Genomic DNA, 13418 nt, shown 5'->3' with positions numbered 1-13418 from the left:
GATTGCTGCATTTACAGTAAAGGAGAAGAATAAACTGCATGAAAACCAAAGAGGATTTTTTAGCCAACCAGGAATTTGTAGCCTGGGTGAAGCAACCCAATGAGCAATTGGATGCTTATTGGTCCAGGTGGATGGCTGCCAATCCAGAGCAGAAAGGAGAATTAAAGAAAGCCAGGGAAATTCTGCTTCGCGTCCGCTACCCGGAACCCAAGGCCGCTGAAGGAGTCCGTGAGGAAATCCTACAGCAGCTATTGCATGATAAGAAGGTGAGACCGAAGAAGATTAAAAAAAATAGCTCAGTCCGGCTGGGATTCCCCATCTGGAAAGGCGCCGGGCAATTTCAGCGGATTGCAGCCATTTTGTTGCTTAGTTTTGGGTTGGGTTGGTGGCTTTCCAAACAACCAACAGAAATTAATCTGGTAGAAATTGATCCTGTATGGATTGAAAAAACAACCATGCCCGGAGAAAAACTGCAGCTGACATTGGGAGACGGTAGCCGGATATGGCTTAATGCCAATAGCAGTTTATATTTCCCCCAACCTTTTGACTCCTCAGAAAGGAGGGTTCGACTGATTGGGGAGGCCTATTTTGAAGTGGAGAAAGATAGCTTGAGGCCCTTTTATGTAGAAACAAATGGATTGCTGACTACGGTTTTGGGAACAACTTTTAATGTTCGGAATCAGCTTCAGACCACTATCGATATTTCGTTGGTATCCGGAAGCGTGAAGGTGTCAAAAAAGGCATCCACTGAGCCCGTAGTGTTGAAACCGGGTCAATCCCTGCACCATGAGGTCGCATCCGGACGGCAAAAAGTAGCAAGTTTTGATCCAAATCTGGTTCTGGCCTGGAAAGAGGGCTGGATTCGATTTGAAAGTGCTAATTTAAAAGAGGTGCTGCATACTCTGGAAAACTGGTATGGGGTAAAGTTTATGTTAAAAAATGAAACACCTGCATCCTGGCAGTTTTCGGGAGAGTACAAGGAGCAGACTCTCGAAGAGGTATTGGGCAGTATTGCCTATATACAGCACTTTCAATTCAGTATAAAAGAAAAAGTAGTTTACTTAAAATTTTAGAATGATGGTATACATACATGCTCCATAAAAAAAGCCGGTTGGCAAAACCAACCGGCCCTGAGCTGGTCTAAAGATGGTGCACATTGGGGAATGGGGCCATCAATAGACCAGGCCTATTGAAATTAATTTCCAATAAACACTCAAAATTATGAAAAATAAATTACTAACGGCAATCCTCATGTTGTCCAAAGGCTTTCTATATGGCTTAATTTTACAAATGCTGCTGGTCAATTTTGCCAGCATCATGCAAGCAAAGGGCCAATACAAACGCATAGAAGAGGTAAATATCAATTTATCGGCGCAGGCACTTAGTGTCCGGCAATTTTTTAAAGAAGTAGAAAGAAACACCCCTTTTAAGTTTGCCTACGAGAATCAGGGATTGGATAAATCCCAAATCATCCAATTTAAGAACGATACTGGAACGGTTGAAGACCGGCTAAAAGATGCCGGTCAACAGTTAAGCCTGAGTTTTCGGCAGATGAACCACACCATTGATGTGGTTTCCAACGTGCAACCTGAGGTCCAGACCATGGTTGATTGGGACTGGGTACCAGTCACCGGAACGGTCACCGATGTAAACGGCGCACCAATTCCCGGGGCTACGGTATTGGTAGAAGGCACCACAACGGGAACGGCCACGGACATCGATGGCAAATTCAGCCTGGAGGCAGAAGAAGGGGCGGTATTGTTGATTTCTTTTATCGGGTACCAGTCACAGCGCATTATGGTGGGTAATCAAACGGATTTTTCCATCACGCTTCTGGAGGATCAATCGTCCCTGGAAGAAGTAGTGGTGGTAGGCTATGGAGCAGTAAGGAAAAGAGACCTGACAGGAGCCATCTCCAGTGTGGATATTGAACAACAAAATGAACTACCAAATGTCAGTTTGCTTCAATCCCTACAAGGAAGGATCCCAGGGCTAAATGTTGGTGCCATCACCCAATCCGGGCAAGATCCACGGATTGAAGTGAGGGGGCAAAATACGCTTTCAAGCAGTGCGGGAGACAATGCCCCATTAATAGTGCTCGACGGCATTATCTACAGGGGTAATATTATCGATATCAACCCCGCTCAAATCCAGTCAGTAGAAGTGCTGAAAGATGGAAGTGCCGCAGCTATCTATGGTTCTCAAGCAGCAAATGGAGTGATCCTCCTAACCTCAAAAAAAGGTGTTGAAATAGGAAAACCCATCATCAACTACTCCGGCCAATATACCCTTCAGGTTCCTACTAAAAATATCAGACCCAGAAATACGGCTGAAAACAAAGCCTTCTTACCAGATGTTTTCTGGGAGCAAAGTAGAATGGCACCTGATTACCTGCAACCCAATCCTGATTTTGTTGTGACTCCTTATTTGAAGACCCAACAGATTTCGGAAGGATATCAGAATGACAGGGATAACGATTGGTGGGGATTATTTACCGGAGACGGACATATTCACACCCATGATCTAAGCATACGGGGACGAACAGCGAATTCAGGTTATTTTATTGCTGCAGGAATAACGGATCAGAAAGGTTTTATTAAAAATGACCTGTATAATAGGATCAATATCACCGCTAATTTTGATACCAAAATCACGGATTGGTTAACCTTTGGTATGGAAACGTTCTTGACCTCTAGTGATTACTCCGGAGTTTCTCCAGGGGTCGGCACCGTTTTTCATTTACAGCCATTCGCTCCCATATACGATAGTGAGGGAAATTATGAATTACAGCCTGAAGGACTCGGGTTGAATCCGTTCCTACAGACTCAAATAGATGATAGTGATAAAAGGTTGAATTTATTCGGTAATTTTCATTTTGATGTAAAACTCCCATTCCTCCCAGGCTTCAATTACCGTTTAAACTATGGTCATAATTATAGGAATAACACTAATAATCAATTCAACCCTTGGGGTGCTAACTTCACTGGTTCTGGATTCAAAAATTCCAATTATTATTACAGTTATATACTCGATAATATCTTGAGTTATGAGAAACGTTTTGCAGATGACCATAGGTTAAGCTTGACATTTTTATATGGAGTAGAAAAAATACAGACGAGTTTTACTAATGCGTCTGCTCAGAATTTCTCCAATCCGACCTTGGGTTTTTACAGATTACAGGCCGGAGACCCTTCTCTTAATATCATTACCTCTGGCGGAGAGGAAGAGTCGAGTTTATATAATATGGGCAGAATTTTGTATGGATACAAGGACCGATACCTTTTCACAGCAACTGTCAGAAGAGATGGTTTTTCAGGTTTTGGCGCCAATAATAAATTTGGGATCTTTCCTTCTGTTGCATTTGGTTGGGTAGTGAGTGAAGAAGGTTTTTTCGATAACAGCCTGATAGAATTTCTCAAAGTCAGGGCCTCTTACGGGCAGACTGCCAGGAGGGGTGTAGGAAGGTATGAAACCCAGGCAAGAATGAACGCTGCCCCCAGCAGGGTGTTTGGCGACGGGGGATCGGCAACTATTGGACAGTGGATTACCACCATGGCAAATCCAAATTTGGCCTGGGAGACTACTACCGGACTTAATATAGGAGTAGATTTTGATATGTTGAACTCCAGATTGTTTGGAAATATAGAATATTACAGCAATAACACCGAAGATATTCTTTACAATATCCAGATTCCTCAAACAACTGGTTTTTCAAATATTGCCACAAATATCGGAGAAGTTTTTAATCATGGTATCGAATTTTCTCTAACTGGGGAATTGGTTAGAATGGGAGATTTTTCCTGGCAATCCACCCTAAATTTCTCCAGAAACAGAAACCAAATTAAGTCTATTTTGGGAGTAGACAATAACAATGATGGAATGGAAGATGATATTGTTACCAACCAGCTTTTTATTGGGGAGCCTCAAAATGTTGTATTCGATTATGAGGTAATCGGAATGTGGCAGTTGGATGATGAAGTTCCACAGGGGTTTTTCCCAGGTACCTATCGCCTGAACGATGTGGATGAAGATGGTTCAATATCACCTAATGATCGGAAAATTTTAGGATACAGGGATCCCTCCTATAGGTTGGGTTTTGCCAATACTTTGCGCTATAAAAATTTGTCCTTGTATGTATTTGTAAACTCCATTCAGGGAGGTAGTGATTTTTATTATGGGGATGGAAGTCCGTATGCTTCCGGAGCATTGTTTAAGCGGGATCAGCTTACGTATTCCAATGCCATGCCCTTTGATTACTGGATGCCGGAGAATCCTAATGCCAAATATAGAAGGTTGGATCTTCCCTCCAGTTTTGTTGGCAGGCCCTATGATCAAAGAAATTTTGTCAGGCTTCAGGATATTTCATTGGCGTATAATTTTGATCCAGGAATCCTGGAAAAATGGAAAATCAGCAATTTGAAGGTAAACTTAAGCGCAAAGAATCTGGTAACCTTAACCAAATGGGAAGGTTGGGATCCTGAAACCGGGATTGGACTGGTGGCAGGATTGCCAGTGATGAAAGCGTTTACGCTGGGTTTAAATGTTCAATTTTAATTTTAACGGCTATGAAAATTAATTATATAATCCTATTAACTGCCCTGACCTTTATTTTCTCATCGTGTAGCAATGAGTGGTTGGAAGAGAAACCATTGGATTTTTATTCCCCAGAGAATTCATTTTCCACTCCGGGTGATTTTAATTCAGCCATTGCCCGATTATATGAAAATGTACATAATTCACTCTATCAGGTAAATAATGGTGACTCCAGGTCTTTGTTTTATCCCACCGACATGGCTTACGATGCGATCGATATCTCCCATGATCTTAATGCTTACAGTGATAAGTTGAACCCGGTTACTCCGCAAGTACAAGGCTTATGGAGTTCCCTTTATGAAATTGTATTTAATGCCAATGTAATCATTGGTAGGATAGAGGATGAAAATGTGGTTTTTAACTCTGCTCAGCAACGAAATGCCTACAAAGCTGAAGCAATGTTCTTCAGGGCCTTTGCTTACCGTGTTTTAGGTATTGTGTATGGTGGTGTACCGATCATTTTGGAAGAAACGCAAGAACCAAAAAGAGATTTTACCAGGGCCACCCGAGATGAAGTTTTACAGCAATGCATCGCTGATTTAACATTTGCCGCTGAGAATCTTCCGGGAATAACGGCAGTCCCAGAGGAAGGCCGGATTTCCAATGCGGTAGCAGACCATTTGCTCAGTGAAGTATATATTATTTTGGAAAATTGGGATGAGGCCATAGCTGCAGCTTCCCGGGTGATTGATAACCCCAATTTTGCCCTGATGACCGAAAGGTTTGGATCACGGATGGACGAGCCAGGAGACGTATATTGGGATTTGTTCAGAAGAGATAATCAAAACAGATCCAGTGGAAACCAGGAAGGTATCTGGGTTAGCCAGTTTGAATACCTGGTGGAGGGAGGAGGAAGTAGCCCTACCTGGCCAAGGTTTCTTATTCCACTTTACTGGCAGTTAACTGATCCCAATGAAGTAAGTCTTTTTTCAGGACCTATGGATCAGTACGGAGGACGGGGAATCGGATGGTTTGCACCAACAGAATATATGCGACAAACCGTTTGGGAAAGTGATTTTGACAATGATATCCGTAATTCATCCCATAACATTATCCGTGATATCAAGGCCACCAATCCAAATTCCGAATATTTTGGGCAATACATTATCGAAAGCGGAGCCATTGCCAATTTCCCCAATACCTACGACAGATGGTGGAACCTTATTTTTGCCAAGGTGGCTCCGATCAATAATTTCCCAGATGAATTTGTCTTGGACGCGGAAACAGGGCTACTAAATAACCAATCAAATGGAATGATGACAGATAATTATATATTTCGGTTATCGGAAACCTATCTTTTGCGGGCAGAAGCCTATCTGGGAAAGGGAGATGGGGTAAGCGCGGCTGCTGATATCAATACAGTAAGGGAGCGGGCTAGTGCCAACCCCATTTCCCCTGCAGAGGTGACAATTGATTACATTCTTGACGAACGGGCCAGGGAATTGGCCTGGGAAGAATTGAGGTTGCTTACGCTAATGAGATTGAATCTGTTAGTGGATAGAGTCAAAACCTATAATAGCATGACCGGTGATAATATTCTGGATCATCAAAATCTATGGCCAATTCCTTTTAGAGAAATTGAAACGAATACTGAGGCTGAACTGACTCAAAATCCAGGGTATTTCTAGGGGAATAAAAGTTAGGGCAACGTGATCAATGCATTTTCGGGATCGCTGAAAAGTAAGTTTTCCTGGGTGCATTGATCATTATTTTTATTAATTGATGAATTTTGGACAAAGTTAATTAAATGAAATGATGAAAATCATCTCTTTTTTTGTGGTTTGGATAATTGGTTTCTTCTTCGTTCAAGCTTCCTTTGCCCAAGAAATAGCAATAGATGAAAACCAGGACCTGTCCATTTGGTATGATGCGCCAGCCAAAGCCTGGACAGAGGCAATACCTATTGGGAATGCATATATGGGAGCGATGATTTTTGGTAACCCCTTTCGGGAGCGCCTTCAACTCAATGAAACTACCCTGTATTCCGGAGATCCTCATGCCACCTTTAACGCCATCAACGTGCGCAAAGATTTTCCTGAAATCAGCCAACTTATGGAGGAGGAGAAATACAGTGAAGCCCAGGAATTGATTCAAAAAAATTGGTTGGGAAGGGCTCAGGAATGTTATCAACCTCTCGGCGATTTATGGATTGAAGTCGCCCATGAGGAATCAGAAGTAATTAACTATCAACGTAGCCTGGATTTATCAAAAGGGACCGCACAGGTAACGTATAATGTTGGAAAAACCCACTTTACCAGGGAATATTTTGCCAGTTATCCCGACAAGGTAATTGTAGTCAAGATAAGTGCAAGCCAGCCCGGACAGGTAAATTGCCAGTTACATTTTTCGACCCCCCATCAGCCCACAGAAAAGCATTTCACAGATAATGAATTTTTGGTAATGCAAGGCAAGGTGCCAGGAATAGCCCTTAGAAGAAGTATAGAGCAGGTTGTTAATATAGGGGACCAGTATAAGTATCCTGAAATTTTTGATAAGAACGGTAATCTATTAAACGGTGCAGAAACCATCCTGTACGGCGATGCCGTCAATGGTTTGGGCATGACCTTTGACAGCCGGGTCCAAGCCATTCACCAAGGGGGGACGGTCAGCTACGAGAATGGAAAGATACAGGTAAATAATGCGGATGAGGTTTTCTTCATCTTGTCAACAGGAACCAGTTACAATGGATTTGATAAAAGTCCGGCCCTTGAGGGGAAAGACCCTACTCAACAGGTTCTTGGGAATTTTAAATCCTTAGGAGACAAAGGGTTTACTGATTTATACGATGACCATGTATCGGATTACAGAGCACTTTTTGATCGGGTACAGTTTAGTCTTGGGAGAATGTCCAAACAATCTAAAATGACAACGGACGAACGGGTCCGGCTGTTTTCCAATGGGAAAGACCCTTCATTAGTTGCTCTCTACTTTCAATTTGGCAGGTATTTAATGATCGCCGGATCCCGGCCAGGTGGCCAGCCGTTGAACCTGCAGGGAATTTGGAATGATAAGGTAATTCCTCCCTGGGCGAGTGCCTATACGATGAACATCAATGCCGAAATGAATTATTGGCCTGCAGAGCTGACCAACCTTTCAGAATGCCACGAACCGTTTTTTGACGCCATAAAGGAACTGGCAATAAATGGTGAATCCACATCAAGGACCATGTTTGGAAACCAAGGGTGGTTGGCCAACCACAATATGTCCATTTGGCGTCAGGCCGAACCAGTTGATAGCTGTCCCTGCTCGTTCTGGCCGATGGCAGGAGGTTGGTTAACCAGCCATTTTTGGGAAAGATACCTGTTTCAGGGCGATAAAGGTTTTTTAGAAACAGAGGCATTTCCGCTCATTCGAGGTACGGTTTTATTTTATAAAGATTGGCTGGTACGTAATGAGGACGGCTACTGGGTGACGCCTGTAGGGCATTCCCCGGAACAGGCGTTTAAATATGGGAATGGTGAAAGGTCTACCCAAAGTCCGGGTCCAACGATGGATATGGCGATTATCAGGGAATCATTTTCCAGGTATCTTGAAGCATGTTCTATACTGGGGATAAAAGAGCCACTGATGGATGAAATTGGGGATAAGTTAGAAAACCTGCTTCCCTACCAAATTGGAAAGTATGGGCAGCTTCAGGAATGGCAGTTTGATTTTGAAGATCAGGATCCACAGCACAGACATATTTCCCATTTATATGGTATTCATCCCGGAAACCAAATCAATGAACGGACCACTCCTGAGTTAGTTGCTGCGGTAAAAAAAGTCATGGAAATTCGCGGTGACAAAGCCACCGGCTGGTCTATGGGCTGGAAGGTAAATGTCTGGGCCCGGCTTGGAAATGGAAATCAGGCATTGAAGTTACTTACGAACCTGTTGCATTTGGTCAAAGAAGATGATCCTGATTTCGCTGGTAGTGGATCCTACCCCAATCTATTTGATGCCCATCCACCGTTCCAAATTGATGGAAATTTTGGTGCTACGGCAGGAATTGCCGAAATGTTGGTGCAAAGTCATGATGGTGAAATTCATTTGCTTCCAGCTTTGCCGGATAGCTGGCAATCAGGAAAAATAAAAGGGTTAAAAACCCGTGGAGGCTTTGAATTGGATTTGGAATGGGAAGATGGAAAGGTAAAAAAAGCGGTGATTTATTCTCTACTAGGTGGTTATTGTAGGATTCGGACCAACCAGCCTGTCACAATTCAAGGAGTTGAGCCACTCCCGGCATCGGGCGTCAACCCCAATCCACTTTTCCGTTTTATAGATCCGGGTTCTCCCATTATTAAAGATAAGTCCAAAGTTATGGATACATCCGTTGAAACGGATCATGTGGTTGATTTTGAATCCGAAAAGGGCAGCAAATATGTAATTACTGGCTGACATACATCCATGTTTCATTTATTGTAAATTATTGATTCATCATCATGAAAAAACACCTGTTAAACCGCAGGGAATTTGTAAAACATTCCACAAAGGGGATGGTGGGAGTAGGCTTGGCTTATTCCGGCCTTTCATCGTCGGTTCTAGCCTATGGAAAATCACATCGCAAGGATTTAGGGGTGTTGAATTCTCCCAAATTGAATGATTTCAATATTACCTGGAATACACAAAGCAAAAACGCTTCTGAATCCATGCCGCTGGTGGGGGGCGATATCGGCTGCAACGTATGGGTTGAAAATGGTGACCTACTGTGTTATGTCCAACGAAGTGGCAGCCTGAGTGAAAATGGTGAATACCTCAAAATAGGACGATTTCGAATTCAGCTAAATCCGAATCCATTTTCTGAAGAGCATACTTTTATGCAAACCCTGCGACTGGAAGATGGATACATTGAAATAAATTCCAAACACAAGGAAAAGGAAGGTATTAAAATTAAGCTTTGGGTGGATGTATTTAGCCCGGTTGTCCATGTAGATATAGAATCGGTAGAGAAAACGGAAGTTAATATTGCCTATGAAAGCTGGAGAACAGAAGATAAGGAGCTGGAATTTGGGAAAGCACGTTTTGGGGCATTTGGTCTTGAAGGTTTTCCTGGAAAGGTAATTCGTGTAAAAGACACCATTGAAGAATCGGAAACCGGTATTTTATTTTATCACCGGAATCCTACGTTAAAGCATATTCCAGAGGTTTATATCGAGATGCAGGAGCTTGAAGCTCATGCAAATGAAATAAATGATGACCTGAAAAATCGGACTTTTGGCGGATTTTTATTTGGCAAGGGTTTAATTTTCAATGGGAAAAATGAGGGAGTTTATCAAGGCACACCTTACACTTCGTGGAAGCTTAAAAGCGAATCCGCTCAAAATACACATAAAATTTGTATTGCAACCCATATCGAACAGGCTGAAGAGATTGAAGTCTGGCAAGATAATCTTCAAAAAACGGTTGACCGGTCAAAAAATGAACAGGAAACTGCGTTTGAAAAGACGACGTTCTGGTGGAGAAATTTCTGGGGCCGGAGTTTTATTTTCATTCAACCTGATAACCCGGACCCTGAAAATCCTGCCTGGCAAATGGGGAGAAACTACCAACTCTTTCGCTACCAGCTAGGCGGAAATGCATTTGGCGAATATCCAACCAAATTTAACGGCGGAAATTTGACGTTTGATCCGGTCCTAGTTGATGAACAAAAAACCTACGATCCGGACTGGCGACAGTGGGGCGGTGCCGTTTTTACAGCGCAAAATCAGCGGCTGTTGTATTGGCCTATGCTTAAATCCGGTGATTTTGATGCTATCTTATCCCAATTTGAGTTGTATCGGAAAGGATTACCCGGTGCGCGGGCGAGAGTTAAAGAACATTTTGGTCATGAAGGTGCTGTTTATTGCGAATATACAAGTGTTCCGGGAATGGCCTTTGGTGACGGCTGGGGATGGCACAATGACGAGAATTATCGCATTCGGGGTGAAGAAATTCCCTTTGGTGATCCCAAGGCAAACGGGGCTACCGCCTACAATGATCCGGTTGAGAAGGGCGTAATGGCAAATGGTTCGATTGCGTATCACTGGGAATCCCAAATTGAACACGCGTATATGATCCTGGAGTATAGCCGTTTTACAGGTGCCGACATCAGGAGATACCTGCCATTTATTGAACAATCGCTGATCTTTTTTGACGAACATTACCAGGCTCGTCAAAAAATGCGCAACGGAAATCAGGTAGATGAAAATGGAAAACTGGTGATTTATCCGTCAACTGCCTGTGAATCGTACCGCGGGGCTAAAAATCCTACCGATCTACTTGCGGGAATTCAGGCATGTTTAAAAAGCATTCTTGAACTGGAAGAAAAATATTTCTCCTCCGAAAAAAAGAAGTACTATCGTGAATTTCTGGACCGGGTTCCCGGCTATGCTTTCGGTGAAATCGATGGTCATTCTGTCATTAAACCTGCTGAAAGCTGGATCAGGGAATCCAACCAGGAATTACCCCAGTTTTATCCCCTTTTTCCTTTCAACCAGTTTCAGTTGGGAGATGATGAGATTCAACTTTTTAAAAATGCTTATAAGGAGGCACCTGATTTTCGCAAGGGCACTATTCAAAGCTGGCATCAGGACGGGATACAATTTGCACGAATGGGAATGACCGAAGAGTCTGCAGACTACAATACCCGTAAATTGCAGGACAGTCCCCGCCGGTTCCCAACTTTCTGGGGACCTGGTCACGACTGGGTACCAGATCACAACTGGGGTGGCAGTGGTATGATTGGCCTACAGGAAATGCTAATGCAGACCATCGGTGATCGGATTGTATTGTTCCCGGCCTGGCCCAAGGATTGGGATGTAGATTTTAAATTGCACGCCCCTGGTAATACCTTAATCGAATGCAGTCTGAAAGGAGGAGAAATTGCCCGGTTGGAGGTTACTCCTGAATCGAGAAAAAAGGATGTTTTAAATTACTTTGAAAATAAATCAGCTTTATGAATAGACCATTTGCTTTACGTTTTATTACAGGTGTCATTTCATTTTTCTGGGTAACTGGGGTTAGCCTAAGTCAACAGCAATACCCCAATATTGTAATAATTTATGCCGATGACCTGGGTTATGGGGATGTTCAATCCTATAATCCGGAGAGGGGGAAAATTCCCACCCCACATATAGACCGACTGGCTTCAGAGGGAATGTCTTTTACAGATGCTCATTCTTCATCAGGGGTTTGTTCGCCTTCGCGGTATACCCTGCTCACTGGCCGGTATCACTGGCGCAGTAGGCTGCAAAAGGGAATTGTAGGGCTGTACGGAAAACCACTGATCACCCAGGAAAGGCTAACCTTAGCCAGCCTGCTAAAACAGCATGAATACCAAACGGCCTGTATTGGTAAATGGCATTTGGGCTGGGACTGGCCCATTCCGGATGATCAGATGCATTTATTCCGATCGGAGAAGAAAGATGTTAAGGCCTCTGAGGATCAACGCAAAGCCTGGCAAGAGGTCTTTTCCCTACCCATTCCAGGTGGGCCGACAGCTGTCGGTTTCGATGAATACTTTGGCACGGATGTCCCCAACCATCCCCCTTTTAGTTTTATAGAAAATGACAGGACGGTGGGTATTCCCACTGAGTTCGGAGCACCCCGGCTATTTGGGCGGAATCAGGCCAGTCTTCAGGGTCCGGCGAGGGAGCTTTGGGCACTGGAAGATATTCTGCCTACTTTGGCTGCCAGATCGACGGCCTATATTGAGCGCGAGGCAAAATCTGCTCATCCCTTTTTGCTTTATTTGTCGCTAACCTCACCTCATACACCACTTTCCGTAAATGATGAATGGTTGGGCAAAAGCAACCTGTCACTTTATGCGGATATGGTGATGGAGACCGATGCGCTTGTCGGAAGGGTAATCGAAGCCCTGGAGAAAAGCGGGGCACTGGAAAATACCCTGCTGGTCTTCACCAGTGATAACGGTTGTGCGCCCTATGTGGGCAATACCAGCCAGGATGAAGCCAATGACCTGAGCATGAAAGGATGGCCATGGGATCGCAATCACCCTCCTGTTGCTGCCATGGAGGAGAAAGGCCACTATCCCAGCGGACCTTTTCGCGGATATAAATCGGACGTTTGGGAAGGCGGGCACCGTGTCCCGTTTATAGTCAGGTGGCCTGGAAAAGCGCAAGCCGGGAGTTCCTGTGACCAGTTGGTTCATCAGGCAGACCTAATGGCGACTATTGCTGAGATCATAGGAGCCGAGATCCCTGACAATGCAGGGGAAGATAGCTTCAGCCTGCTTCCTTTGCTAAAGGGTGGCAATCAGGCGGTACGTCAAAATGCAGTGAGCACTTCGATAACTGGCCTACCCGGCTTGCGCCAGGGGAACTGGAAATACATCGCAGGTCCCGGCTCAGGTGGCTGGACACCCGGAGAAAGCGAATTGCCCGTGCAACTCTACAACCTGGCTGCTGACCCCAGTGAAACTCAAAACCTGGCCAGCCAGGAACCCGATCGGATAAAACAGATGAAGGAACTGCTGGAAAAACTTATCACCGATGGAAGAAGTACCCCCGGGTCAATTCAGGAAAATGATGTTGAAGTGATCCGTTATCCTGAAAAACAGTAAATTAGAATTACCGGAGATTAAAGCTTTTAAAATATTGAAAAAAGGGTAATTTTTAGGAAATCGAACATGACGGGGACTTCAAACAGTAGGATAATTATAAAGGGTGCGAGATACCCCGTCCGACTGGCATCATCCGGGCGGGCATCTGACTGCTTAAAACAAATTATAAACAGATGAATAACCATAAAATGAAATGATAGGGAGGGTAGCGGTGCAGATAGACGATCACCTTTTCTGTCGCTGCCCTTCCTAGAAAAATTATGTTTTCAGGTTTAAGCAATTTTGA

6 protein-coding genes are annotated in these 13418 nt (G+C 43.9%); all 6 read left to right on the top strand.

The genetic code is table 11. The features are described 5' to 3' along the window. Positions 1 to 38: 38 nt before the first annotated feature. The 6 genes from G9Q97_RS07080 to G9Q97_RS07055 all read left to right on the top strand — a co-directional run bounded on the left by G9Q97_RS07080 (position 39) and on the right by G9Q97_RS07055 (position 13132). The gene (locus tag G9Q97_RS07080; protein ID WP_166144611.1) at positions 39 to 1073 is read left to right on the top strand and encodes a FecR family protein; all 1035 of its coding nucleotides are present in this window, start codon (positions 39 to 41) and stop codon (positions 1071 to 1073) included. A gap of 148 nt (positions 1074 to 1221) precedes the next feature. Beyond that, positions 1222 to 4554, top strand: coding sequence for a SusC/RagA family TonB-linked outer membrane protein (locus tag G9Q97_RS07075; protein WP_166144608.1), 3333 nt, complete (start codon positions 1222 to 1224; stop codon positions 4552 to 4554). A gap of 11 nt (positions 4555 to 4565) precedes the next feature. Continuing rightward, complete coding sequence (locus G9Q97_RS07070; protein ID WP_166144605.1) at positions 4566 to 6221, top strand: RagB/SusD family nutrient uptake outer membrane protein; 1656 nt, start codon at positions 4566 to 4568, stop codon at positions 6219 to 6221. A gap of 124 nt (positions 6222 to 6345) precedes the next feature. Then, positions 6346 to 8970, top strand: a complete 2625-nt coding sequence (locus G9Q97_RS07065; RefSeq protein WP_246255473.1) for a glycoside hydrolase family 95 protein — start codon at positions 6346 to 6348, stop codon at positions 8968 to 8970. Positions 8971 to 9014: 44 nt separating this feature from the next. Further along, positions 9015 to 11510: a DUF5703 domain-containing protein gene (locus G9Q97_RS07060; protein ID WP_166144602.1), complete on the top strand. Its 2496-nt coding sequence runs from the start codon at positions 9015 to 9017 to the stop codon at positions 11508 to 11510. Further along, positions 11507 to 13132: a sulfatase family protein gene (locus G9Q97_RS07055; protein WP_166144599.1), complete on the top strand. Its 1626-nt coding sequence runs from the start codon at positions 11507 to 11509 to the stop codon at positions 13130 to 13132. The genes G9Q97_RS07060 and G9Q97_RS07055 overlap by 4 nt, the downstream gene beginning before the upstream one ends. Positions 13133 to 13418: the final 286 nt, after the last annotated feature.

Origin of the sequence: Cyclobacterium plantarum (assembly GCF_011290685.1) — a bacterium.
Taxonomy (GTDB): Bacteria; Bacteroidota; Bacteroidia; order Cytophagales; family Cyclobacteriaceae; genus Cyclobacterium; species Cyclobacterium plantarum.
This window is presented reverse-complemented; position numbering and strand designations above follow the sequence as displayed.

What these genes read in the sequence shown, in the direction of transcription:
- G9Q97_RS07080 (WP_166144611.1), top strand. Translation starts at nt 39, where the DNA reads ATGAAAACCAAAGAGGATTTTTTAGCCAACCAGGAATTTGTAGCCTGG.
- G9Q97_RS07070 (WP_166144605.1), top strand. Translation starts at nt 4,566, where the DNA reads ATGAAAATTAATTATATAATCCTATTAACTGCCCTGACCTTTATTTTC.
- G9Q97_RS07055 (WP_166144599.1), top strand. Translation starts at nt 11,507, where the DNA reads ATGAATAGACCATTTGCTTTACGTTTTATTACAGGTGTCATTTCATTT.
- G9Q97_RS07065 (WP_246255473.1), top strand. Translation starts at nt 6,346, where the DNA reads ATGATGAAAATCATCTCTTTTTTTGTGGTTTGGATAATTGGTTTCTTC.
- G9Q97_RS07075 (WP_166144608.1), top strand. Translation starts at nt 1,222, where the DNA reads ATGAAAAATAAATTACTAACGGCAATCCTCATGTTGTCCAAAGGCTTT.
- G9Q97_RS07060 (WP_166144602.1), top strand. Translation starts at nt 9,015, where the DNA reads ATGAAAAAACACCTGTTAAACCGCAGGGAATTTGTAAAACATTCCACA.